Origin of the sequence: Massilia sp. W12, from assembly GCF_037300705.1 — a bacterium.
Classification (GTDB): Bacteria; Pseudomonadota; Gammaproteobacteria; order Burkholderiales; family Burkholderiaceae_D; genus JACPVY01.
Genome location: NZ_CP147776.1, coordinates 1,431,046 through 1,453,548 on the forward strand (window position 1 = coordinate 1,431,046; position 22,503 = coordinate 1,453,548).

A 22,503-nucleotide genomic window follows, 5' to 3' on the forward strand; every position below is an offset into this window, starting at 1 on the left:
TCTTGACGGTTGTTATTGCGCGCTGCGGCCTTTGCCCGGCAGGCGGTAACGGCGCACGGCGTAATCGGAAATCATCTGTTGCTGAATTTGTGAAGAACCTTCGATGATTTCCAAGACCTTGGCTTCGCGGAACAGGCGTTCGACCGGGTATTCCGGCGCGATGCCATTGCCGCCAAACAATTGCACGGCTTCGGTGCAGACTTTCATGGCCAAAGTCGAGCTGTGATATTTGGCGATATTCGCTTCTGTCACCGCGTCGTCGTTGTTTTCCATGCGCATGCGCGCGACCCGCTCACACAGGGCGCGCGCGCTGTGCGCGGCGCTGACCGCATCGGCGATCATGTGCTGGATCATCTGGTGCTGGCGCAGTTTTTTGCCGCCTTGCTCGCGGTTGCGCGCATAAGTCGCCATTTCTTCCAGCGCCGCTTCAAGCAGGGACACGCCAGCCCAGGCGATGCTGCAACGGCCATAGAACAGGGCGGTGTTGGCGACAAAGGAAAAACCGGCGCCCGGTTTGCCCAGCATGGCGCTGGCGGCGACTGGCGTGTTGGCGAAGTCGATATACGCCAGATGTGCGCCCCGGCTGGCCAGCAAATCGCGCATCGGGCGCGTTTCCAGGCCGGCGGCGCCGCGTTCGACTAAAAACGCGCAGCCCCCTTGTTCGCCATTCGCAAACACCAGCATCAAATCCGCCAGCGCACCATAGGTGATCCATTTTTTATGTCCGCTGATCTGGTAACTGCCATCGGCTTGCAGCTGGTAGCTGGTCTTGGCGGATGCGGCGTCGGAGCCGACTTCCGGTTCGGTCAAGGCGAAACAGGCCAGCAGCTCGCCGCGCGCCATGCGCGGCAGGTATTTTTCTTTTTGCGCGGCATTGCCTAAGCGCGCCAGGGTTTCGCCGACTAAGCTCGAATGCACCGTCAGGAGTGCGCGTGCAGAGCTGCAACCCTTGCCGATTTCATGCGACAGCCAGCCCCAGTTCAAGGCGTCCAGGCCGGCCCCGCCGTATTCCTGCGGCAAGGGCGCGCCTAAAAAGCCTTCCTGCGCCATTTGCTGCAATACTGCGCGTGGCACTCCCTGTTCGCGGTCAAACTGACCGGCTTGCGGGCGCAACACCTCTTGCGCAAAGGCGCGCGCCCGTGTGACCAAGGCGTGTTCAGCACTCATGCCGCACCTGCGCGGCTTTTGTTGATCAAGCCTATCATCGCGTCCACCGTGCTGAAATTGGGCAGCACGATATCGTCATCGGCGACGCTGATGCCGGCCAGATTTTCCAAAAAGGTCAGCAGGCGCATGGCGAAGATCGAGCTGACATAGCCTTTGCTGAAAATATTGTCATCGTCTTGCAATTCGACGTCATCATCGACGTTCATATTGCTTTCAATGAATTGGCGGATTTTGCTGCGCATGGTGTTTTCATCGTGGCTCATTTGCGTCCCTTTTTTCTTGGTTAGGCGGCAGCATCCTGCGGCGTGCGCAGGCGCAGGTAAGGCGGATAGTGTTGAATTTGGCTCAAATCGTTTTCAAACAGAATTTGGCCTTCCTCAGTGCGTGAGATTTCGCGGAAATTGGCGAATTGATAGGTCATCAGCATTTGCCGGTTGCGCTCGGTGCGGCGGAAATCGGCGCGCAGCCGGCGCCCGGCGGCTTGCGCCTGTTTCATCAAATACGTCAGCAGTACGCCGCCCACGCCGCGCGAGACGATGCGGCAGGACATCAAGAGCAGCATGATGTGGTCGTATTGTTCCTGATGTTGCACCAGGCACAGGCCGATTTTGCCGTAGCTGCCGTAGCGGTCAGTCAGCTCACAAATCAAGAGGCTGTGATCGGGCGAATGCATTAACGCACGCAATTGCTCGCTGTCATAGGTGACGCCGGTGGAATTGAGTTGATTGGTGCGCACCGTAAGTTCTTCTGCGCGCAGCAAATCGGCTTCTTCCGCCAGCGCGATCGTGAATTCCATGTCCAGCGTGGCGAGAAAGGCTTCGGGCGTGCCGGAAAAGCTGTCCTCATCCTGTTTGCGCGCCATGTCTTCCAGATACATAAAGCGGCGGCGCGCGGCGTCGTCGCTGATCTGCGCCGGATTCAAGCATTCCAGTTCGCACATCTGGCGATAATGGGCGGAGTCGAACACGCGCACTTGCGGGTGCGCCGCCTTGACTTCGTCGCGCTCAAACGGTTGGTCATCGATGAAGAAAAAAGTGTCGATGCCGATGTTTAAATCTTTCTGGATTTGCGCCACGCCTTGCGATTTGGCGTTCCAGGAGATTTGCGGATACAGAAAATATTGCGCCACATCCAGCGCCTGCAGCCGCGCCCATGCATCCTCATGGCTGTTTTTACTGGCGATGGAATGCAGAATGCCGCGCTGATCCAGGGTGCGCAGAATCTCCAGGATGCCCGGCTTTAATTGCACATCGTCGCCTTCGGCCAGAATCCCATCCCACAGGGTGTGGTCGAGATCCCACACCACACATTTGACCGGCTTGCCGGCCAGTGCTTCCAGTTCAGCTGTTGTAATCATAAAAACCCCGTCCCGATTTTTTGCCGTGCAAACCGGCGTCCACCATTTGCCGCAACAGCGGGCAGCAGCGGAATTTCGGATCCTGGTAATGCTGGTACAGCACGTCCAGCGAGTGCAATACGGTGTCCAGCCCGATCAAGTCGGCGGTTTCGAGCGGCCCCATTTTGTGGCCATAGCCTTCGCGGAAAATCGCATCGATTTCGGCTGGCTTGGCGACCCCGTCCTGCACCAGAAACGCAGCCTCATTCATGAACAGATGGGACAGGCGGTTGGCGACAAAGCCGGGAAAGTCTTTGACCACGATGGCGTTTTTGCCAAGCTGCTTTAACAACCCTTTGGCGGCCTCGATGCTGGCGTCCGAGGTGTGAAAGCCGCGCACCACTTCCACCGCTTTTTTCAAGGGCACTGGATTCATGAAGTGGGCCCCCAGCACGCGCGAGGGATCAGGCATTTGCGCCGCCAGTTTGGTGATTGGAATGCAGGAGGTGTTTACCGCATAGTACGTATCAGCGCGGCAGACGCGCGCCAGTTCGGCATACACCTGCTGCTTTAATTCGACATTTTCCGGCGCGCTTTCGATGATCCAATCGACATCCGCCAGCGGCGCATAGTCCAGCGTCGCCTGCACCAACTCCAGCATTTGCGCTGCAGTGCGGGTGAAGGTGCAGCCCATCATCTTGTAGCCGCGCAGTTTTTGCGGCAATTCGACGGCGAATTTGTCCAGCACCGCCTGATCCACATCTTTCAACACCACGCGCATGCCATGCGCCGCGCACAGGAGGGCGATATCCGCCCCCATCACGCCAGCGCCAACCACACCAATTGTCATCATGTCTGCCTCCGTCCGGCTCATTCCACGGTTTCCAGATAACCCAGGGTGAACATGGAGTCCTTCAGTTCATCCGCCTTCTTGGGCGTGACTTTTAAAATTTCCATCAGCGTGCTGCGGTCTTTATTGACCATGCTGGTGATCAGGACACTGCGCGGAATGCGGAATTTGCCGACTTCCTGTATGCCCTTAAATTGCACAGTTTTGATCATCGAGCCGGAAATGGAATAGCATTCATTCTTGATCAGACGCTTTTCTTTCGGCGAGATATAGCTGATCAGCTTGGCGTAGCCTTCCGTGTTGGGTTTGGCCGCCAGTTCCACCTTGAGCACGTTTTCGCCATCCAGCTGCACCTCGGAAAAGCTGGTCATGTTGTAGTCTTTGAGCAGATTGGTCTGCATCACGTCGTAGTTGTTGGCGTCGGTGCCCATGAAGGAGTCGCGCGCCGAAAGGCGGATGGAGCGCCGCACATCGCTGAAATACATCCACAGATTCAAGCCTGACTTGAGCAGGTATTTATGCTTGGATGTGGCCGGCCATTGCATCGCCAGCAGACTTTTATCATCCTTTAAGGACATCTCGAACGTGAAGTTTTTGATGACCTGGTCTTTTTTGTAATGCGACAGATTGAAGTTGGAAACCGAGTACTCCGGGAAATTCGTGCTTTCAATCTCGGTCAGAAGGCGTTGCACTTCTTTGACGTCCATCGCCGCATAGGCCGGCTGCGCCAGCAGGCAGACTGCGGCAAGCAAGGAGGGGGACAGAAATTTCATAGTGGTTCCTTTGCCTTTTTTCAATTGCTGATGATTTGCCCGCTTTTCATGCGCACCACACGGTCGCATTGGTCGATGATTTCCTGGTCATGGGTGGAAAACACCAGCGTGGTTTGCTCCTCACGATTGAGCTTGCGCAAGAGTTCGAGAATTTTTTGCGCCGTGTCGGCGTCCAGGTTGGCGGTCGGCTCGTCGGCCAGCACCAATTGCGGTTTGTTGACCAGGGCGCGCGCAATCGCCACGCGCTGGCGCTGGCCGCCCGAGAGTTCGTCCGGGCGGTGGGTGACGCGTTCATCCAGCCCCACGGTTTTAATCAAGTGCATGATCCAGTCACGCAATTGGTTTTTATCCTGCTTGCGCTGGCCGATGCGCGCCGGCAATTCGATGTTTTCATACACATTCAAAACCGGCATCAGGTTGAAGCTTTGAAAGATGTAGCCGATTTTTTCATTGCGCAACATCGCGCGCGCATTCAGATCCAGGGTTTTGACGCTGACGCCGTCAAACAGAATCTCGCCGCTATCCGGGCTGTCCAGACAGCCCAGCATATTCAACAAGGTGGTTTTGCCGCTGCCGGAGGGGCCGGCGACAGTGATGAAGTCTTGCGCCTGCACCTTGAAATTCACGCCCTTGAGCGCTTCCACCCGGGTCTTGCCCAGGTCGTATTCTTTTTTGACATTGCTCAGTACGATTTCCATGCATCATCCTGTAGAAGTGAGTGTCAGCGATCAGCCAGGGCTTCGGCCAGCGGCAAGCGCGAGGCGCGACGGGCAAACAAAAAGCTGGAGAAAAACGCCACCAGCAGTGGAACCAGCAATCCGGCCACATACCCCGCGCCATTGAAAGCAGGGAAGAAGTGGGACGAACCTAAAAAGCCGCTCAAATCTTTGTTATTGATCGGGATGCCATAGTGCGCGGTGATTAAATACAAGAGAATCGCGGCGAACATGCCAGCCAGGGCGGCAAACAGGGCCAGCACCATGCTTTCCCCCACCAGAATCCGGCGCACTGTGCGTGGCGTGGCGCCGAGCGCGCCCAGGGTGGCGATTTCTTTGGTGCGTTCGAGAATATTCATCATGGTGGAAAAAGCCAGGCTGGCGCCAACCATAATGATGATGATGGTGATTACCACCATATAACTGAGTTGCTGGGCGCCGATCAAATCATTAAAGGTGGAGGTGCCTTCTTCCCAGGACGTGATTTCGAGCGGCGGATTATCCTTGCTTTGATTTTGCTCCATCCAGCTTTGCACTGCGCTGCGCACCTTGGCAGGGTCGGCATCGTCTTTGAAGCTGACATTCAGACGGGTCAGGGTTTGCTTGTCGTTGACCAGCACGCGCGCCACATCAAGATCCAGATACACATAGTTGTCAAACCAGGCGGATAAGCTCTTGGTGTTGAACAGGCCGGTGACGGTGTAGTCGATCAGATTGACTTGATTGTTGGCAGCTTTCGCCAGCAGGCGCACCGAGTCGCCGACTTTGATCTGATGGCGGCGCGCAAAGTCTTGCGGCAGGATCACGCCGAATTCGCCGCTCTTGAACATGCGGCCTTCAGTCATTTCAAAATTCTGCTGCAAGCGGGTTTCGTGTTTCAAATCAAACGCCATCACGCGGAAGGGTGTGATGTCGTAATCGCCGACCACTTTGGCGTCAAATTCCAGCCGCTGCACCACATCAGACACGCCGGGCAGGGCGCTCAGGGTTTGCAGCGCTTGCGGACTGGCTTTGAAGTACAAGTACTCGCGGTCGAAAATGTTTTTATCAATGTCGCGCGTGATTTTTGATGACACATAAATATTGCCGCTGGCCAGCGAAACCAGGTTTTGCGTGAAATTGTGCTGCACCCCTTGCAAAAACTGGGAGAAATACACAATCGCCAGGCTGGAAGTGAAAATCAGCAGGCCCAACATCAAGTTGCGCGAGCGTTGCCGCAGCACGCTGCGCAGCACCAGCTTCCAGCGGCTGTTGGAAAACAGTCCTTGCCCGATTGCGGTTTGGTTTTGCATATCCGGATGTCCTCTCATTTACGGCCTGACAGTAACTCGATGGCGTCTTGGCTGCCCGACTTCCAGCAACTGAAGAAGGTGATCAGTAAAGAGGTGCTGATCACCAGCGCAAAGCCGCTCAGGGCATAAACGGGGTCAATCACCGGCACCAGGATCTTGCCGCCGTTCATGAATTGCTCCACCAGTGTTGCGGCCTTAATGCCGCCGGATTTTTGGATGCCGGTCAAAATGAACAGCGCCACCAGCATCCCGGCCAGGTAGCCAATCATGACCTTGATGGTGATTTCAGATAAAAATAATTGCAGCAAGCGGGAACGCGTCATGCCAAGCGACATCAGGGTGCCGATTTCTGCGCGCCGTTCAAACAGCCCCATGCGGGTCACAATCAGCACAATAATCAACATGATGAACATCACCACGCCGACCTGAATCGCCGCCATGCCGGTGGCGATATTGCCGACACTGTTGATGGCTTTCGCCACTTCCAGGTAGGTATATACGCCCAGCACCTCTTTTTGCTCTTTCGAGAACACAGCCTGAACCCGGTTTCTGACTTCTTCCAGGCGTTCTTCGTAACCTGGTTTGACGCGGATCGCGATTTCAGTCGCTATCTCATCGACATAGATCATTTTGCGCGCGCGTTCAATATTGATCATGAACATCATGTTCATGTACTCATCAATCAGCACGGGCGATTCGGCCAAGCCGACGATGTCATACGGACGGCCATTCACGTTTTCATCCGGCGTTTCAGACAAGACCAGAATTTCCTTGCCAATGCCGACGCCGCTTTTTTTGATCAGGTGCGGCGAGACCAGGGCGGCTTGCGGATTGCTTAACATTTTGGCGTACAGCGGCGCCATATCCGTCGTGACTTTGGCTTCCGCCACCGGGTCCAAGGCCATCACAAGAGCAGGGGTGGAGCTTTCGCCATTCCCGATCAGCGCGGAAAAACGCAAACGCGGCGCCGCCGCCGCAACGCCTTCGACCTGGGATACCCGTTGCAGCAGCTCGCGCAGCTCGGCCGGCTGAATCATGCTGATGCGGCGGCCCGAGGTTGCATCAAAGAACTCGCGCGGCGATTCTTTGGCCTTGATTTGCAAGTGGCCGGTGAGCGTGTCGGTCATGCCGCGCACCAGGGCCTGCTTGACCCCGCCAATCTGGCAGGTGGCGGTCACCAGCATCAGACTGGCGATTGCGATCACAAAGGTGCTCAGAAAAAAGCGTCCCTTATGCCGGAAAATATTACGCATTGCTAGTTGCAGTATCATCGTCCACTTTCCTGTTTTAAAACTGAGTGGCAGGCGCTGGCGGCTGCCGGATCATGGGCGCAATGTATTTTCACTCCACATTGCCGCACCGCTTTGTTTAAAACTTTTCATGCTTATGATCGCGAGAAAGGGGCAGTCCTTTTCTCTGGTATTGCATTGGGGCAATGCTGCACATCTGTGTCGGCTGGCAATTGTTTCAGCCTGAAATTTATACACGAGCAGCTGCTTTGCATCAAATCGCTTGCATCTTATGACTGTGCCTTGCTGCGATGCTGTACTGCTTATTTCCATGCGGCATCATCGTATTTCATTGCTGAGTCATCACTGTTCTATAGCGGTGCAAGCTGACAGTATGTGATTTTTATCAGCTGTTCTGCAGCGTAGAACATTTGCTGCATGTTGTTTTTTATTTTGAAGCCATCAATGAATGGCATTTACTATTATTTCATTCTGTTTAAGCTGGAGTAGATAATAAATTGCTTGATTCACGTTTTATGACTTTGCAGTCAGTAATTTGCGCACAATACCAAGCGGCTGCTTTCTAAACATATTTATCAGTTTGTCTTTTTCCAGGCAATAAAAACCCCTTTGCCCAATCAGCAAATATATAAGTAAGCACAACCTTTTCAGTTTGTGTGTGGCACAAACTTGGCAGAAAGAAAATATTTAACAATTGATCCCGAATTAACGGGAAATTGGTCATGCCGAAGCATCTCGCCATCCATGTCACGCCGCACACTGACACATACGAAGCGGATGACATTTCGTAAAATTTACTGCAATCCTATTGTCACGATATTTGCCGGGGAGCAGCACAGACTATTCGGAAGTATTGCTTCTGAAAAAACTGAGGCTGCATGCCATCCAGTTGTGACTCTCTTTTGCAAAATCAAGTGTAAACATATGAGTGAAATCGTATCTGAATTTAATGAAAGCTCGATGAAAATACTATTATGGTCTGCCCTGCAAGTAATTATGCATGTGACGCAAGTTTTAATTATTTTCAATCCTGCCAGGACGTCAAATTTTCCCGTCAAAATATGACAAAACAGCCTCCATTACACAAGCAGGCGAATGTCCGCGTCTTCGTTCAGATTAAGAATGAGCGCGCAAATATCCAGCTCAATCCAGTGAACGATGGATACACTTGTCTATATAACTATTCCGGATGGTGCGCATTGCCATTCATCTTGCGGATGGAATGCATCTATATTATGAGGATGATCGCCAGCATTGCCAGCTGGGGTATGCGCTTTTATTACTTTTTTCTGCGCCTTTGTTATGGGTTGCTATTATATGCAAAAAAGCATCATATTTCCAGCAGGCAGTAAAAAAATTTTCCTGAAAGCATGAAAATGCCCATTCTGCCTTTTTGCAGGTAAAACAGCAAGCGCTTGCTTACTGATATTCCCGCCTTTTATATGGCGGCGGGGCCATATTTAAATATTGCACAATGCGCGGTGATTCTCCTGTATTGGGCCGGCTGCCATGCGGCAGTGCGGCTTGCCAGATCAACAGATCGCCGGCCTGGCCGGGTATCGGCATGCCGCTTTCTTCGCTGCGCAATTCCTCGTCCGGGATGATGCCCTGCGGCAGCCGTTTGAGCCAGTCAGCCAGACGGTGCTGAAAACCGGGGACGCAGGTGAAGGCGCCTTGTTCGGCTGGCGTGTCGGTCAGATAAATCAGGGCCTGGGTATCAAATGGGACGGGGTTGTCAGGGGACAGCGCCAGATCCCAATGCAGATAGGGGCCTTGGAAGGGGTAGCCCTCACGTTCCGGCGGATGGAAGCTGCAATGATCAATGCTGCAATATAAATCATGGCACTCCCACAGTTGGGCGAAGGCTTTTTGTATGCGCGGCGCCGTGCGCGCAGCCTGCAAGGCCGGGTCTTGAAACAGGGTGGCCATGATGCCTTGGCGCTTGCGTAAATCGTACCAGCTGTCGGCTTGTTCCGGTTTGGCCTGCACATGACGGTACACCGCTGCGGCTGCGGCGGCGCAGGCGGCGGCGTCCAGCGCTTGCGGCAGCACGATATAGCCGTGTTCTTGCCAGAAGTCGAGTTCAGCATTGGAAAAAACCGGCGCCATCTGCGCCAGCGTTTCGCATTCCGCTGCAAGTTCCGGCGGATAGTCTTTTTGCTGCAATGCGCAGCTCAAGCGGCGTTGTGACAAGTCATGCAAACAGCCGTGACCGGGGCCGCCGTTCAGATGCGCAATCCAGGCGCATACGGTGTCAAAGTCGGCCAATTGCAGGGCTTCGCTCTGAAATTGCTCACGCCCCACGCCTAAACCGAACAACAGCATATCCTGCTCCAGTTGCTGGCGCCGGCTGGCGGCCGGGCGGGCTTCACGCACCTGTCCCCACAACTGACGCAAGGCTTGCAAAATCACGGGATCAAAGGCAGCTTGGCTCATATGCGCTTCCTGCTGTGACAGAATGTGACAGATTCTAGCCGCTTAGCTGCGCTTTGGCTTGCGGCAGTGCACAAAAAAGCCACTGCGCGGGCAGTGGCTTTTTGCGGTGAGGGTGCAGGTTTATTGCACTTTCGCCTTTTTCTTCAGATCTTCGATGAAGGCTTGCAGCTTCTTCTGGGTCAGGCTTTGTTCGATTTGCGGCTTGACTTCTTCCAGCGCCGGCGCTTTGGCGTCGCGCACATCATCCAGACGGATCACGTGGAAGCCATATTGGGTCTTGACCGGGGTTTCGGTCATTTTGCCTTTTTGCAGTGCTGCCAGAGCGTCGCCGAATTCCTTCACATAGGCATTCGCCGGGGCCCAGTCCAGAGCGCCACCGTTGGCGGCGGAACCCGGATCTTTGGATTCTTTGGCCAGATCTTCAAACTTGGCGCCGCCTTTGATCTTGGCGATGATGGCTTTGGCCTGGTCTTCTTTTTCCACCAGGATGTGACGGGCATTGTATTCTTTGCCGGACATGCCTTTCACCAGATTGTCATATTCAGCCTTGATATCGGCGTCGCTGACTTTGGCGCTCTTCATGTGCTCAGTCACCAGGGCGCGCGCCAGTGCGGATTGGCGCGCCATTTCCATTTGGTTTTTGAATTCGTCGCTCTTGCTCATGCCGCGCTTTTCAGCTTCCTGCACCAGCACTTCGCGCTCGATCAGCTGTTCTTTGATGTATTTGCGCAGTTCCGGGGTATCAGCCTGGCCTTGCGCGGCGGCTTGCTTGATCAGCATATCGGCGCGGGAGGCGGGGATCGGTTTGCCGTTGACCACGGCCAGGTTTTGCGCCGCAACCGGCAGGGAAATGGCAGCCAGCAGCGCCACCAACAAACGTGCAGAGTTAGACTTCATCTCTATTTCCTGGAAAAAAATCAAAAAAGCGCCGGCGTATGCCGGCAGGGGAGTAAAACGCATGCGGCAGCGCACGCATGGCGCGTCTGCCATTCCGCTCTTGCTTGCGCCTTGTTATCCGTCGCATTCCTGCGGCGTGCGTGCGCTGATGGCCAGAGCGTGAATTTCATGCGGAATCATTTCGCGCAGCGCATCATACACCAGCCTATGACGGCTGACCATGTTCAATCCATCAAATTTCGTTGATACGATAGTCAAACTATAATGCCCTGCGCCACCGGCTGCGCCGGCATGCCCGGCGTGCAAGTGACTCTGGTCGCGCAATTGACAGCTTTGCGGGGTAAAAGTTCGCTGCAAAATTTCTTCGATGCGCGCAACACGCGGATTGGGCGCGGCGGTTTGCTCATTTGCCATCTTTGCCCCCGTTTTCCGGTTCCAGATAAGGAGAAAGATAAAAACTTTGCGCAATGATGAAGACAAACATCAATACCGGCATGCCAAAGGTTTTAAAGCTGACCCAGGTGCTGGTTTGCACATTAAAGGCGACCAGCAGGTTTAATACACCGAGCGTGACAAAAAAGCCCATCCAGGCCAGGCCGAGCCGGTTCCAGACCTGATCCGGCAGGCTGATTTCTTTTTCCATCATGCTGCGGATGGCGTTTTTCTTGAACAGAAATTGACTGATGGCCATCGAGACCCCGAAACACCAGTACAGAATGGTGGGCTTCCACTTGATGAAGGTTTCATTGTGGAAATAAATCGTCAAGCCGCCAAACACGCCGATGATGCCCAGCGAGAGCATGAACATGCCGTCAATTTTTTGCCGTGTTCCCAGCAGCCACAGCAGCTGACCGAGGCTGGCCAGAATCGAGACCGAGGTGGCCAGCAGCACCGGCGCCACTTCCTTCGGCACTTTGCCATCGCTGATTAAAAAGCCGATGTAGTGCGAAACCCATTGCTGGCTTAGTTCGACATTTTTTTCGGCGTAATTAAAGACCACAAAGAAAACGATGACAGGAAACAGATCAAACAGGAATTTTTTCATATTCTTATTCAGAGTCAGGGGTAAAAGTCAGGGAAGCTGAGTTGACGCAGTAACGCAAGCCGGTCGGGGGCGGGCCGTCCGGAAAGACATGGCCAAGATGGGCGTCGCAGCGCTTGCATAAAATTTCCACCCGCACCATGCCATGGCTTAAATCGCGCTTTTCTTCGATCAGATCCGGCCCCAGGGCGCGGAAATAGCTGGGCCAGCCGCAGCCGGATTCAAACTTGGCGTCGGAGGCGAACAACGCCGTGCCGCAACACACGCAATGGTAAATCCCTTCATCGTGGTGATTCCAAAAATGCCCGGTGAAGGCGCGCTCTGTTGCGGCCTGGCGCGTAACCTGGTATTCCAGATCGCTTAACTGGGCGCGCCATTCGGCTTCGGTTTTGATGATTTTTTCTTGACTCATCTCATTATCCTCAGGAAGAGCAGGACACACACAGCTCACACGCCCAGGCCGGCGGCGGCCCGGCATAGGCGGCGTGTTCCGGCTGTTCGTCAAACGGTGTTTGCAGTATTGTCAGCAATTTTTGAATCTCGCTGAAGTCATTTTTTTGCGCCGCGTCGATTGCCGCTTGCGCCAGATGATTGTGCAGCACAAATTTGGGATTGCAGGCCAATTGTTGGCGCCAGCGCGCTTCATCTGTCAGGTTTTCCTGCTGCAAGCGGGCTTGATACTGCGCCAGCCAGGCGGCGCAGGCGGCGTCTGATTCCGCATTGCGGGTTTGCGCCAGCGCTTGCAGGTCTGCGATCTGCGCAGAGCCGCCGCTGCCGGGAAAGCGCGACAGGCTGCGCCAGAAGCTGGTATGGTCAAACTGGCCCAGCGTCAGCAAATCGTACAGCGCTTGCACCAGATTGCGATCAGCCGGCAGGCCGGTTTGCAAGCCGAGTTTGGCGCGTAGTTGCTGCAGTTGGGCCTGGGCGAACAGGGCAGGGTAGTCGTCCAGCGCGTCTTTGATCGCCTCGATATCTTCCACCAGCGGCACAAAGGTTTGCGCCAGGGCCGCGCAATTCCAGTGCCCGATTTGCGGCTGCATCTGATAACTGTAGCGGCCCTGATTGTCGCTGTGGTTGCAGATATGCGCCGGATCAAAGCCGGCCATGAAGCCGAACGGGCCGTAATCCAGCGTCAGGCCCAGAATCGACATATTGTCTGTATTGAGCACGCCATGCATGAAGCCGACCGATTGCCACTGCGCGACTAAACGCGCGGTGCGCGCAATCACTTCTTTGAGCAGGGCCAGATAAGGTTGCGGCTGGCTTTGCAGGGCGGGATAAAAACGCGCGATCACATAATCGGCCAGCTGTTTTAATTCTTCAGTGCGGCCCTGATAAAACCAGTGTTCAAAAGAGCCGAAGCGGATAAAGCTCGGCGCCACGCGCGCCACCACCGCTGCGCTTTCTGTGCTTTCGCGAAACACCGGATAATCGGCCCCGATCAGACTGAGTGCGCGCGTGCTTGGAATCCCCAGCCCGGCCATGGCTTCGGAACATAAAAATTCACGGATCGACGAGCGCAGCACCGCGCGCCCGTCGCCCATGCGTGAATACGGGGTTTTGCCGGCCCCTTTCAACTGCACTTCAAGGCGCTGGCCGGGCGTGGCGCTATCTTCCAGATCGCCCAGCAAGAGCGCGCGCCCATCGCCCAATTGCCCGGCCCAGACGCCGAACTGATGCCCGGAATACACCGCCGCCAGCGGTGCGCTGCCGGGCAGCACAGCATTCCCGGCCAGGCCCGCCACCCATTCTGGATGCGTGATGCAGTCCGCCAAACCCAGCCGCTGCGCCATCTCCGCGCTGTGCGCCAGTAATTGCGGCGCGGGCAGGGGCGTACCTTGCAGCCGGGTGTAAAAAGCCGGCGGCAGGGTGGCGAAATCGTTACTGAAAAGGGGCGCGGATGTCATGGGATTCCGGGTCATGAAAACGCACTATTTTGACAGAGTTTGCGAAAGCATGAGTGCGGCTGTATTTGCGCATCGCACAGCTGGCGCCAAGTTGCGCAATCGTTGTAAAAAGCAAGGCAGCGCCCGGCGCTGGGCCGGGCTTGGGGTCGCCTCAGGGGGGGGGCTTATTTGCCCTGATACTCTAAAGACGAGTGGTGCAGATTAATGCGCAGATTGCCCGCATCATCTTTGATGTAGCCCCATGTTTTGTCAACTGTGGTTACTTTCCCTGCCTTGTCGGTGAAGTGCACTTTGCCCATGCTGATTGCGCTGTTGCCATCAATGAAAATACCGGCATTCACGGCTTCGCATTTTCTCCAGCCCTTGAGCGCAAAGCCTGTGTCTTTAGGAAAAGACGCATCGCCGCCAACGAAATAGGACAAGGCGCCGGCGCGCGTCAGGCGGAATGTTTGCGGGTTGACGGTCAGGGTTGGCTTAAAGAGAACTGTGCCCATCTGGTAGGCATAAGCTGCATCGATCACCTTCCCGGCCAAGGCTTTCGCTGCGGCTTGCCCGTCTTTTTCGTAAGCGGCGTTGATATCAATCAGGGCATTGCACCAAGCCTGCTGGGCAGAAAGCACTTCCTTTTCTGTGACGGCTTGATTGACAACGACGACTTGATCCGCGCTTGCAATATTTGAAGCCAGCGCGAGCACTGATGCCAGAACGAGTGATTTGATGATCATGCTTATCATTCCTTTGGGTTGAAAGATTCGACAGTTTTTGGTCAAAATCAATTGCGTTTGATGTGGATATCATGGAGATAGACAATTTTGCCAGCGCAGCCCCGCACAGTGATGGTCGCAGAGCATCGCACCGCATTGCGTCAGATGATGATATCCGCCAGCATCATACGTCAATCGTGGGCTGCCCGTGGTTTTTGCCTGTGCCTTCATGCACATGGGGCGCAGCATACACTGATATTGTTGTTTGATCGCAATCGCATATCTGTAAAAGTGCATGCAGGCCCCAAGCCGGGAGGGCGGCGTCAGTGGCCGGCAATGTAAATCAGCGCGCATGCCTTCGGCCCGGCGTTGTGGAAGGCAGGAGGCGCCGCTATATCGAATCAAGCCAAGCTTGCATGTTCCCCCATCAGAGCCGATCTCACCATGCGCATAAATGCTGCACTGCAAAATTGAAAGCATTTGACCGTCTGCAATCCGCTTGGAAAAATCAAGCGCTTGTCTTCCCCTGTCGTCTTTCACCTGAATCGGAGTGTTTCGCATGACTTCCAGCTTTGCCACTGCCCAAGCTTTAGCCGCCGCCACGCCGTCTGATTTGCCGCGTTCGCCGCTGACCGGCTTGATGATGTATCAACCGCTCTTGATTTCCACCATCATCGAATATGCGCGGCGCCACTATCCGCATACGGAAATTGTGTCGCGCCGGGTGGAGGGCGATTTGCACCGCTATACCTATGCCGATTGCCATGCGCGCAGCTGCCAGCTGGCGCATGCCTTGCAACAAGCCGGTGTTGCGCTGGGCGACCGCGTCGCCACCCTGGCCTGGAATGGCTATCGCCACCTGGAAGCGTATTACGGTGTGTCCGGCATCGGCGCGGTCTTGCATACGATTAATCCGCGTTTGCATCCGGAACAGCTGGCTTACATCATCCGCCACGCCGAAGATAAATTCCTGTTGTTTGATCTGACCTTTTTGCCGCTGGTGGAAGCGATTGCGCCGCATTGCCCTGGCGTGCAGTGGGTGGCGCTGTGCGGCGCCGCGCATATGCCAAAGGAAAGCAAGCTGGCGCAGCTGATCTGCTATGAAGATTGGATTGGCGCGCAGCCGGCGCAAATCGACTGGCCGCAATTTGATGAATGCAGCGCCGCCAGCCTGTGCTACACCTCGGGCACCACGGGCAATCCGAAAGGCGTGCTGTATTCGCACCGCTCGACCGTCTTGCATGCTTACGGCTCGGCTTTGCCGAACGCCATCAATGTCAGCGCCTGCGATGTGGTGTTGCCGGTGGTGCCGATGTTCCATGTCAATGCCTGGGGTCTGCCATATTCCACCTTGCTGTCGGGGGCCAAAATGGTGTTCCCCGGCCCGGCGTTGGATGGCAAGAGTTTGTTTGAGATTTTTGAAAACGAGCGCGTCAGTTTTTCCGCCGGCGTGCCGACCGTCTGGCTGGGCTTGCTGACCTATATGAAGCAAAATCAGCTGCAATTTTCCACCTTCAAGCGCACTGTGATCGGCGGCTCGGCCTGTCCGCCGGCGATGATGGACAGCCTGATTGATGATTTCGGCGTCGAAGTGGTGCATGGCTGGGGCATGACGGAAATGTCGCCGCTGGGCACCGCCGGCAGCCTGATGGCCAGCCATCTGGCGTTGCCCAAAGACCAGCAGCGCAAGATTTTGCAAAAACAGGGCCATGCGGTGTATGGCGTGGATATGAAAATCGTCAATGAAGAGGGACAGGAGCAAGCCTGGGACGGCAAGAGCTGGGGCCATTTGCTGGTGCGCGGGCCGTGGATCGCCAGCGGCTATTTCAAAGGCGAGGGCGGCGATGTGTTGCATGATGGCTGGTTTGACACCGGCGACGTCGCCAGCATCGACCCGGATGGCTATATGCAGATCACCGACCGCAGCAAAGATGTGATCAAATCCGGTGGCGAGTGGATCGGCAGTATTGAGCTGGAAAACATCGCCATGGCGCACCCTGCGGTGGCGCAGGCCGCCTGCATCGGCTTGCCGCATCCGAAATGGGATGAGCGCCCCTTGCTGGTGGTGGTCAAAAAACCGGACGCAGAAGTGGATGCGCCGGCCTTGCTCGCCTTCTATCAGGAAAAAGTGGCCAAGTGGTGGATCCCGGATGATGTCGCGTTTGTGGAAGCCTTGCCGATTGGCGCCACCGGCAAAGTGCAGAAAAACAAAATCCGCGAGCAGTTCCAGGATTACCAATTCCCGGCTTAAGGCGCGCCGTTTGGCATGCAAACCGGCTGAACCTGGTTTGCATGCCCAATGGGTTAAGCGTTCGGATACATTTGTTGCAAAATAATTACTAAACAGCGATTGAAATCTTTCCTCGCTTTACATCGCGCTGTAGTGCGCTATATGCTTGCGGCTTGGTTTTACGCTCCTTATTCACTGATCCTTTTTTGCGAGTCGTTATGCGTGCATTCATTCCCGGTTTCGCCGCGTTGTCCCTGTTCTGCGCCATGCCTGCGCTGGCCGATACCATCAAAATCGCTTTTATTGATCCGCTCTCCGGCCCGTTTGCGCCGGTCGGGCAAAATCAATTTAAAACCTTCCAACTCGCCGCCGAGCAGGCCAATGCCGGCAAATGGGCCGGCGAACATAAATTTGAAGTGACAGGTTTTGATAACAAGGGCAGCCCGCAGGAAGCCTTGACCCAGCTCAAGGCGGTGATTGATCAGGGTTACCGTTTCGTGGCGCAAGGCAATGGTTCGGCAGTCGGCCTGGCCTTGCTGGACGCAATCAATAAACATAATGAGCGCAATCCCGGCAAGGAAGTGATTTTGCTGAATTACGCCGCGATTGATCCGGATATGACGAATGGCAAATGCAGCTTCTGGCATTTCCGTTTTGATGCGCATTCCGATATGAAAATGGAAGCGCTGACCACCTATATCGCGAAAAACAAAGCCATCAAAAATGTGTATCTGATCGGGCAGAATTATTCCTTCGGCCAATCGGTAAGCCGCTCGACCAAGGAATATCTGGCCAGAAAACGCCCGGATATCAAAGTGGTCGGCGATGATTTGCATCCAATTGGCCAGGTCAAAGATTTCTCGCCGTATATCGCCAAGATTAAAGCCTCCGGCGCGGATACCGTGATCACCGGCAACTGGGGCGCAGATCTGTCACTCTTGGTGCGCGCCGCCAAAGACGCCGATCTGAAAGCCAATTTCTACACGCTGTACGCCGTGACCTCCGGCGTGCCGACGGCAATGGGCGCGGCTGGCGCGGAGCGCGTGAAAGTGCTGGGCAACTGGTTGCCGAATGCTGACAATGCCGCCGCCAGCGCATCGGTGGACGCTTTCAAGAAAAAATTCAATGACGATCTGTACACCGCGCAAGCACATACCGCGCTGGCCATGGTCGGGCGCGCAGCCAAAGAAACCCGCTCGCTTGACCCGGTCAAACTGGCGTTTGCGATGGAAGGCATGAAGGTCAACAGCCTGAATGGCGAAGTCAGCATGAACAAGGTGGATCATCAATTGCAGCAGCCGCTGTACATCGCCACCTGGACCAAAATCAATGGCAAGGACGTCAAATACGATCAGGAAAACACCGGCTATGGCTGGAAGATCGAACAAAAGATTGATCCCTGGGTGGCGGCGCAGCCCACTTCCTGCCAAATGAAGCGTCCCGCTAAATAAGTCTGACGGTTATTTTTGCGGGAGTGCGCTTGGAGTTTGTGTTTTTCACCCTTCTGAATGGCTTGGCGTATGGCTTGCTGCTCTTCATGCTGTCTTCAGGTCTGACCCTGATTTTCAGCATGATGGGCGTGCTCAATTTCGCCCACGCCAGTTTCTATATGCTGGGCGCGTATGTTTCCTACAGCATTACGCGCACAATCGGTTTTTGGCCGGCCTTATTGCTGGCCCCGCTGGCGGTCGGCGTGTGCGGCGCGGCCATTGAACGTTACGGTTTGCGCCGCGTGCATCAACATGGCCATATCCCGGAATTATTGTTCACCTTCGGCCTGTCCTATGTCCTGCTGGAAGTGGTGCAATTGATCTGGGGCCGCGCGCCGCTGCCCTCGCAGGTGCCGGCGCTGTTGGATGGCCCGCTGTTTTCACTGTACGGCGCCAGTTTTCCGCGCTATCGCGCATTCATGATGTTAGTCGCCTGCCTGATGCTGGGCGCAATCTGGCTGTTGTTTGCGCGCACCCGCATCGGCCTGGTGATTCAGGCCGCCTTGACCCATCCGGCCATGGCCCAGTGTCTGGGACATGACGTGCCGCGCATTTTCACCCTGGTGTTTGGCGGCGGCTGCGCGCTGGCTGCTTTGGCCGGCGTGATTGGCGGCAATATCTTCCCGACTGAGCCGGCGATGGCCGGCGCGATGGGGTCGATTATTTTCGTGGTGGTGGTGGTGGGCGGCATGGGTTCTTTGCTCGGCGCCTTCGCCGCCTCGCTCTTGCTGGGCGTGCTGCAAACCTTTGCCGTGGTGCTGGATGTGTCCGCCGCCCAGGCTTTGCAGGCGCTCGGCTGGCAGGCTGCGCCCGGCAGCATCAGCCATGCCTTGCTCTCGATCACGGTGGCGCAGGCGGCGCCGATTCTGCCCTATCTTTTATTGATTTTGATGCTCTTGCTGCGGCCGCAGGGCATTGCCGGCAAGCGGGTGGATTGAGATGGCTGCTTTTCTTTCCGCCCATGCCAGCCGGCTTGTCTTGTGGAGCGGCTATGCCGCTTTGCTGGTCTGCCTGCCGCTGCTGTTTACCCAAGGCAGCGCGCTGTCACTGCTGTCGCAAATCGGCGCGCTGATGATTTTTGCGCTGTCCTACAATATGCTGCTGGGACAGGGCGGCATGCTCTCGTTCGGCCATGCGGTGTATTCCGGCCTCGGCGCCTTCATGGCGGCGCATGCCATGAACCAGGCGCGCGCCGCCGGCTGGGATTTGCCGCTGCCCTTGGTGCCTTTGCTGGCCGGCTTTGCCGGTCTGGGCGTGGGCGTGGTGTTCGGCTGGTTGTGCACGCGCAAATCCGGCACCGCCTTTGCCATGATCAGCTTGGGGCTGGTCGAATTGGTCTCGGCCTGCTCGCTGATGCTGCCGCAGTTTTTTGGCGGCGAAGGCGGGATTTCCACCAACCGCGTCGGCGCACCCTGGCTGGGTTGGAGCTTCGGCCCGCAAATCGAAGTCTATTACCTGATCGCCGCCTGGCTGTTTATCTGCACCGTGGCGATGTATGCCTTCACGCATACGCCGCTGGGACGCATCATCAATGCGGTGCGGGATAACCCGGAACGGGTGGCTTTTTTAGGTTATGACCCAAGCCATGTGCGCTGGCTGGTGCTGATCTTATCGGCATTTTTCGCCGGCATTTCCGGCGGCCTGGGCGCCATCAATTTTGAAATCGTCAGCGCGGAAAATGTCGGCGCCTTGCGCTCCGGCGCGGTGCTGCTGGCCACCTTCATCGGCGGCGTGGCGTTTTTCTGGGGGCCGATGTTGGGCGCGGTGTGCGGCGTGCTGCTGGCGGTGGTGCTGCCGGAATACAGCAAAGCCTGGATTTTGTACCAGGGCCTGTTTTTCATCGCCATTGTGTTATACGCGCCGGGCGGCCTGGCCAGTCTGCTGTTGCTGGCCTGGCGTTTAAGCGTGCGCGGCCTGTGGCGCCGTCTCGGCTGGCCGTTGCTGGGCCAGTTCGTGTCCCTGTTGTTGCTGATGTGCGGTTTGATTTTGGCGATTGAAATGCTGTATCAAAAAAATCTGGATGTGACAGGCGTGACGCAGATGCGCTGGTTTGGCGTGGAATTTGACAGCGCTGCGGCTGCGCCCTGGCTGCTGGCCTTGGGCTTGGGCGGGGCCGGTCTGCTTGGCATGCGTTTGCTGGCGGCGCCGTTCGCGGCGCGCTGGGCGCAGATTGTTCCGGCGCTCAAGGAGGATGGCCATGCACACTGATTGCGCATTGGCGCTGCGCGCCGTGCACAAATATTTCGGCGCCAGCCATATTATCCGTGGCGCCGAATTAGAAGTGCGGCGCGGCGAGCGGCTGGCCATCATCGGCCCCAACGGCGCCGGCAAATCCACCCTGTTTCATTTGATCTCGGGGCGCATCGCGCCATCCAGCGGTGAGATTTTGCTGAATGGCAAGCCGATTCACGGCTTGCCGCCGCAACTGATTTTCCGCCAGGGCTTGGCGCGCAGTTTTCAAATCAATCATGTGTTTTCCAATTTGAGCGTGTTTGAAAACATCCGATGCGCGCTGTTGTGGGCCTTGGGTTGCCGCTATTCTTTTTGGCAGCGCATCGCCGGTCTGCGTCATTTGAATGCGCGCACTGAAGAGGTGTTGCAGCGCATCGGCCTGTACGAGTGCCGCATGCGCATCGCTTCACAGCTCAGTTATGCGCAATTGCGCGCGCTGGAAATCGGCTTGGCGATTGCCGCCGATGCCCAGGTCTTGCTGCTGGATGAGCCGACCGCCGGCATGAGCCGCGCGGAAACCGCGCAGGCGGTGGAATTGATCCGCAGCGTCAGCGCCGGCAAAACCCTGCTGATGGTGGAGCATGATATGAATGTGGTGTTCGGCCTGGCCGACCGTATCGCCGTACTGGTGTATGGCGAAGTGATCGCCTGCGATGCGCCGGCGGCGGTGCGCGCCAATGCGCGCGTGCAGGAAGCCTATCTCGGCAGCCTGGGACAGGCCGGGGAGGGCGCGTCATGAGTTTATTGCAGATCAATGATTTGCACGCCTGGTATGGCAAAAGCCATGTCTTGCACGGCGTCACGCTGGAAGTGGGGGCGGGCGAAATCGTCAGCCTGATTGGCCGCAACGGGGCAGGGCGCTCAACCCTGGTCAAAGCCTTGATGGGTTTGGTGACACGTCGCGGCCAGGTCAACTGGCGCGGCCAGGACATCAGCGCCTGGGCCCCGCACCAGATCGCGCGCGCCGGGATTGCCTATGTGCCGGAAAGCCGCGAGGTGTTCCCGGCCTTGACGGTGGAGCAAAATCTATTACTGGGCGAGCAAAAGCGCAAAGCGCGCGCGCCGCGCTGGCGGCTGGACGATATGTATCAGCTGTTTCCGCGTCTGCACGAGCGGCGTGATGTGGCTGCCGGCGTGCTTTCCGGCGGCGAGCAGCAAATGCTGACCTTGTGCCGCAGCTTGATGGGCGACCCGGATTTGATTCTGGTCGATGAGCCGACCGAAGGGCTGGCGCCGAAAATTGTCGAGCAGGTGGCGAATTGTCTGGCCCAGCTGCGCGAGCGCGGCGTGGCAGTGTTATTGGTCGAACAAAAGCTGACCATCGCCTTGGCCTTATCGCAGCGTCTGTATTTAATGGGCCATGGGGAAATCGTTTTTTCCGGTGCGGCCCGGGAGTTGATGGACAACCCCGCCATCCGCCGCGAGTGGCTGGAGGTGTAGCCTCCAGCCGCCAGACACGGATGCGGGATGTTGAAAAAACAGTCGCAATCTTGAACAACCTTACCAGCCAATGCACCTGATGAATGCCCCCATATCCGCCCTGCGCACCCTGGCGCTGAGTTTCTTTTGCCTGGCCAATTTGCATGCCGCGCCGAATCCGGCAGGCGCTGACAGCTTTTCACCGGATGACTGCAAAGACGCGGAAAAAGCGCGTCAGATCGTGGCCGAACTGGAAAAACGGCAAGATGTGATTTTGCAGGAAGACGCTGAGCGCAATGCCAAATTGAACAAGCTGCTGGAGCAAAAGAGCGCCCAGGCCGGCATGGACCGCGCTGCGCGCAGCCGTTTTATGACGCAATTGCTGGCGGCCCCCGGCTTGCAGGCGCACCAGGCCGAGCGTAAAGATTTATCCAAAGCCATCAATCACTTGATGAACGCCGCTGAAAACAATCCGCCCGGCAGCCCGCAAGCCTGCTCACATATGGTGCTGGGGTTGACGCTGGCGCAAAAATTGCGCGAGCTGAATCAAAAAGAGCATGAGATTCTGCTGCAGGAAATCAATAAACTGGGCGCTAAAAATAAACCGGCCCGGCGCGAGCCTGAGCCTGATTCAGGCCGGGGCCAGCCTTAAGCTGAAAACAGCAAGCGGCGCAAGCGTGTCAGCCGATTGCCTGTCAGCCGGTGTCAGCTGCGCTGCAACATTTGCGGATTTTGCTTATCATTTATGCTTTCTTTCATTCG

General features: G+C 56.2%; 23 protein-coding genes. 7 read left to right on the forward strand and 16 right to left on the reverse strand.

The features are described 5' to 3' along the window. Positions 1–12: 12 nt before the first annotated feature. The 16 genes from V8J88_RS05760 to V8J88_RS05835 form a co-directional block, all read right to left on the reverse strand. Positions 13–1,167, reverse strand: coding sequence for an acyl-CoA dehydrogenase family protein (locus V8J88_RS05760; protein WP_338848362.1), 1,155 nt, complete (start codon positions 1,165–1,167; stop codon positions 13–15). Next, on the reverse strand, positions 1,164–1,430 hold the full coding sequence (locus V8J88_RS05765; protein WP_338848364.1) for a hypothetical protein: 267 nt from the start codon (positions 1,428–1,430) through the stop codon (positions 1,164–1,166). Before V8J88_RS05765 ends, V8J88_RS05760 begins: the two co-directional genes overlap by 4 nt. 20 nt (positions 1,431–1,450) lie before the next feature. Beyond that, complete coding sequence (locus V8J88_RS05770) at positions 1,451–2,524, reverse strand: HAD-IIIC family phosphatase (protein WP_338848365.1); 1,074 nt, start codon at positions 2,522–2,524, stop codon at positions 1,451–1,453. Beyond that, on the reverse strand, positions 2,508–3,356 hold the full coding sequence (locus V8J88_RS05775; protein WP_338848366.1) for a 3-hydroxyacyl-CoA dehydrogenase family protein: 849 nt from the start codon (positions 3,354–3,356) through the stop codon (positions 2,508–2,510). The genes V8J88_RS05770 and V8J88_RS05775 overlap by 17 nt, the downstream gene beginning before the upstream one ends. Before the next feature lie 17 nt (positions 3,357–3,373). Further along, positions 3,374–4,126, reverse strand: coding sequence for an outer membrane lipoprotein-sorting protein (locus tag V8J88_RS05780; RefSeq protein ID WP_338848368.1), 753 nt, complete (start codon positions 4,124–4,126; stop codon positions 3,374–3,376). A gap of 20 nt (positions 4,127–4,146) precedes the next feature. Then, on the reverse strand, positions 4,147–4,824 hold the full coding sequence (locus V8J88_RS05785; protein ID WP_338848369.1) for an ABC transporter ATP-binding protein: 678 nt from the start codon (positions 4,822–4,824) through the stop codon (positions 4,147–4,149). A gap of 23 nt (positions 4,825–4,847) precedes the next feature. Beyond that, positions 4,848–6,134: an FtsX-like permease family protein gene (locus V8J88_RS05790; RefSeq protein ID WP_338848370.1), complete on the reverse strand. Its 1,287-nt coding sequence runs from the start codon at positions 6,132–6,134 to the stop codon at positions 4,848–4,850. Between the two features lie 14 nt (positions 6,135–6,148). Then, entirely contained in the window at positions 6,149–7,387 is a 1,239-nt protein-coding gene (locus V8J88_RS05795; RefSeq protein WP_338848371.1) for an FtsX-like permease family protein, read from the reverse strand. A 1,416-nt stretch (positions 7,388–8,803) separates the two neighbouring features. Next, on the reverse strand, positions 8,804–9,820 hold the full coding sequence (locus V8J88_RS05800) for a phytanoyl-CoA dioxygenase family protein (protein WP_338848373.1): 1,017 nt from the start codon (positions 9,818–9,820) through the stop codon (positions 8,804–8,806). 120 nt (positions 9,821–9,940) lie between these two features. Beyond that, positions 9,941–10,717 (reverse strand): peptidylprolyl isomerase, encoded by a 777-nt coding sequence (locus V8J88_RS05805; RefSeq protein WP_338848374.1) that lies wholly within the window; start codon positions 10,715–10,717, stop codon positions 9,941–9,943. Between the two features lie 114 nt (positions 10,718–10,831). Beyond that, positions 10,832–11,131, reverse strand: coding sequence for a BolA family protein (locus tag V8J88_RS05810; protein WP_338848375.1), 300 nt, complete (start codon positions 11,129–11,131; stop codon positions 10,832–10,834). Next, positions 11,121–11,762 (reverse strand): septation protein A, encoded by a 642-nt coding sequence (locus tag V8J88_RS05815; RefSeq protein WP_338848376.1) that lies wholly within the window; start codon positions 11,760–11,762, stop codon positions 11,121–11,123. The genes V8J88_RS05810 and V8J88_RS05815 overlap by 11 nt, the downstream gene beginning before the upstream one ends. A gap of 4 nt (positions 11,763–11,766) precedes the next feature. Continuing rightward, positions 11,767–12,171: a peptide-methionine (R)-S-oxide reductase MsrB gene (gene msrB, locus V8J88_RS05820; protein WP_338848378.1), complete on the reverse strand. Its 405-nt coding sequence runs from the start codon at positions 12,169–12,171 to the stop codon at positions 11,767–11,769. Positions 12,172–12,181: 10 nt separating this feature from the next. Further along, positions 12,182–13,666: a YdiU family protein gene (locus tag V8J88_RS05825; protein WP_338848379.1), complete on the reverse strand. Its 1,485-nt coding sequence runs from the start codon at positions 13,664–13,666 to the stop codon at positions 12,182–12,184. Positions 13,667–13,830: 164 nt separating this feature from the next. Next, a complete protein-coding gene (locus tag V8J88_RS05830) occupies positions 13,831–14,391 on the reverse strand; it encodes a hypothetical protein (RefSeq protein ID WP_338848381.1) in 561 nt (186 codons plus the stop codon). Between the two features lie 69 nt (positions 14,392–14,460). Further along, positions 14,461–14,931, reverse strand: a complete 471-nt coding sequence (locus V8J88_RS05835) for a hypothetical protein (RefSeq protein WP_338848382.1) — start codon at positions 14,929–14,931, stop codon at positions 14,461–14,463. On the opposite strand from V8J88_RS05835, the gene V8J88_RS05840 reads away from it, so the two are divergent. The 7 genes from V8J88_RS05840 to V8J88_RS05870 all read left to right on the forward strand — a co-directional run bounded on the left by V8J88_RS05840 (position 14,930) and on the right by V8J88_RS05870 (position 22,393). Further along, the gene (locus V8J88_RS05840; RefSeq protein WP_338848383.1) at positions 14,930–16,621 is read left to right on the forward strand and encodes a 3-(methylthio)propionyl-CoA ligase; all 1,692 of its coding nucleotides are present in this window, start codon (positions 14,930–14,932) and stop codon (positions 16,619–16,621) included. The two genes, V8J88_RS05835 and V8J88_RS05840, sit on opposite strands and share 2 nt — an antisense overlap. Before the next feature lie 197 nt (positions 16,622–16,818). Then, the gene (locus V8J88_RS05845; RefSeq protein WP_338848384.1) at positions 16,819–18,051 is read left to right on the forward strand and encodes a branched-chain amino acid ABC transporter substrate-binding protein; all 1,233 of its coding nucleotides are present in this window, start codon (positions 16,819–16,821) and stop codon (positions 18,049–18,051) included. Between the two features lie 23 nt (positions 18,052–18,074). Then, on the forward strand, positions 18,075–19,028 hold the full coding sequence (locus V8J88_RS05850) for a branched-chain amino acid ABC transporter permease (RefSeq protein ID WP_338848385.1): 954 nt from the start codon (positions 18,075–18,077) through the stop codon (positions 19,026–19,028). 1 nt (position 19,029) lies between these two features. Next, positions 19,030–20,298, forward strand: a complete 1,269-nt coding sequence (locus V8J88_RS05855; protein ID WP_338848387.1) for a branched-chain amino acid ABC transporter permease — start codon at positions 19,030–19,032, stop codon at positions 20,296–20,298. Beyond that, a complete protein-coding gene (locus V8J88_RS05860; RefSeq protein WP_338848388.1) occupies positions 20,282–21,061 on the forward strand; it encodes an ABC transporter ATP-binding protein in 780 nt (259 codons plus the stop codon). Before V8J88_RS05855 ends, V8J88_RS05860 begins: the two co-directional genes overlap by 17 nt. Then, a complete protein-coding gene (locus V8J88_RS05865) occupies positions 21,058–21,762 on the forward strand; it encodes an ABC transporter ATP-binding protein (RefSeq protein WP_338848389.1) in 705 nt (234 codons plus the stop codon). The genes V8J88_RS05860 and V8J88_RS05865 overlap by 4 nt, the downstream gene beginning before the upstream one ends. Positions 21,763–21,841: 79 nt before the next feature. Continuing rightward, the gene (locus V8J88_RS05870) at positions 21,842–22,393 is read left to right on the forward strand and encodes a hypothetical protein (RefSeq protein ID WP_338848391.1); all 552 of its coding nucleotides are present in this window, start codon (positions 21,842–21,844) and stop codon (positions 22,391–22,393) included. Positions 22,394–22,503 lie beyond the last annotated feature (110 nt).

Coding starts and splice junctions, on each gene's coding strand:
- V8J88_RS05760 (WP_338848362.1), bottom strand. CDS start 1,167: ATGAGTGCTGAACACGCCTTGGTCACACGGGCGCGCGCCTTTGCGCAA.
- V8J88_RS05765 (WP_338848364.1), bottom strand. CDS start 1,430: ATGAGCCACGATGAAAACACCATGCGCAGCAAAATCCGCCAATTCATT.
- V8J88_RS05770 (WP_338848365.1), bottom strand. CDS start 2,524: ATGATTACAACAGCTGAACTGGAAGCACTGGCCGGCAAGCCGGTCAAA.
- V8J88_RS05775 (WP_338848366.1), bottom strand. CDS start 3,356: ATGATGACAATTGGTGTGGTTGGCGCTGGCGTGATGGGGGCGGATATC.
- V8J88_RS05780 (WP_338848368.1), bottom strand. CDS start 4,126: ATGAAATTTCTGTCCCCCTCCTTGCTTGCCGCAGTCTGCCTGCTGGCG.
- V8J88_RS05785 (WP_338848369.1), bottom strand. CDS start 4,824: ATGGAAATCGTACTGAGCAATGTCAAAAAAGAATACGACCTGGGCAAG.
- V8J88_RS05790 (WP_338848370.1), bottom strand. CDS start 6,134: ATGCAAAACCAAACCGCAATCGGGCAAGGACTGTTTTCCAACAGCCGC.
- V8J88_RS05795 (WP_338848371.1), bottom strand. CDS start 7,387: ATGCGTAATATTTTCCGGCATAAGGGACGCTTTTTTCTGAGCACCTTT.
- V8J88_RS05800 (WP_338848373.1), bottom strand. CDS start 9,820: ATGAGCCAAGCTGCCTTTGATCCCGTGATTTTGCAAGCCTTGCGTCAG.
- V8J88_RS05805 (WP_338848374.1), bottom strand. CDS start 10,717: ATGAAGTCTAACTCTGCACGTTTGTTGGTGGCGCTGCTGGCTGCCATT.
- V8J88_RS05810 (WP_338848375.1), bottom strand. CDS start 11,131: ATGGCAAATGAGCAAACCGCCGCGCCCAATCCGCGTGTTGCGCGCATC.
- V8J88_RS05815 (WP_338848376.1), bottom strand. CDS start 11,762: ATGAAAAAATTCCTGTTTGATCTGTTTCCTGTCATCGTTTTCTTTGTG.
- msrB (WP_338848378.1), bottom strand. CDS start 12,171: ATGAGTCAAGAAAAAATCATCAAAACCGAAGCCGAATGGCGCGCCCAG.
- V8J88_RS05825 (WP_338848379.1), bottom strand. CDS start 13,666: ATGACATCCGCGCCCCTTTTCAGTAACGATTTCGCCACCCTGCCGCCG.
- V8J88_RS05830 (WP_338848381.1), bottom strand. CDS start 14,391: ATGATCATCAAATCACTCGTTCTGGCATCAGTGCTCGCGCTGGCTTCA.
- V8J88_RS05840 (WP_338848383.1), top strand. CDS start 14,930: ATGACTTCCAGCTTTGCCACTGCCCAAGCTTTAGCCGCCGCCACGCCG.
- V8J88_RS05835 (WP_338848382.1), bottom strand. CDS start 14,931: ATGCGAAACACTCCGATTCAGGTGAAAGACGACAGGGGAAGACAAGCG.
- V8J88_RS05845 (WP_338848384.1), top strand. CDS start 16,819: ATGCGTGCATTCATTCCCGGTTTCGCCGCGTTGTCCCTGTTCTGCGCC.
- V8J88_RS05855 (WP_338848387.1), top strand. CDS start 19,030: ATGGCTGCTTTTCTTTCCGCCCATGCCAGCCGGCTTGTCTTGTGGAGC.
- V8J88_RS05860 (WP_338848388.1), top strand. CDS start 20,282: ATGGCCATGCACACTGATTGCGCATTGGCGCTGCGCGCCGTGCACAAA.
- V8J88_RS05865 (WP_338848389.1), top strand. CDS start 21,058: ATGAGTTTATTGCAGATCAATGATTTGCACGCCTGGTATGGCAAAAGC.
- V8J88_RS05870 (WP_338848391.1), top strand. CDS start 21,842: ATGAATGCCCCCATATCCGCCCTGCGCACCCTGGCGCTGAGTTTCTTT.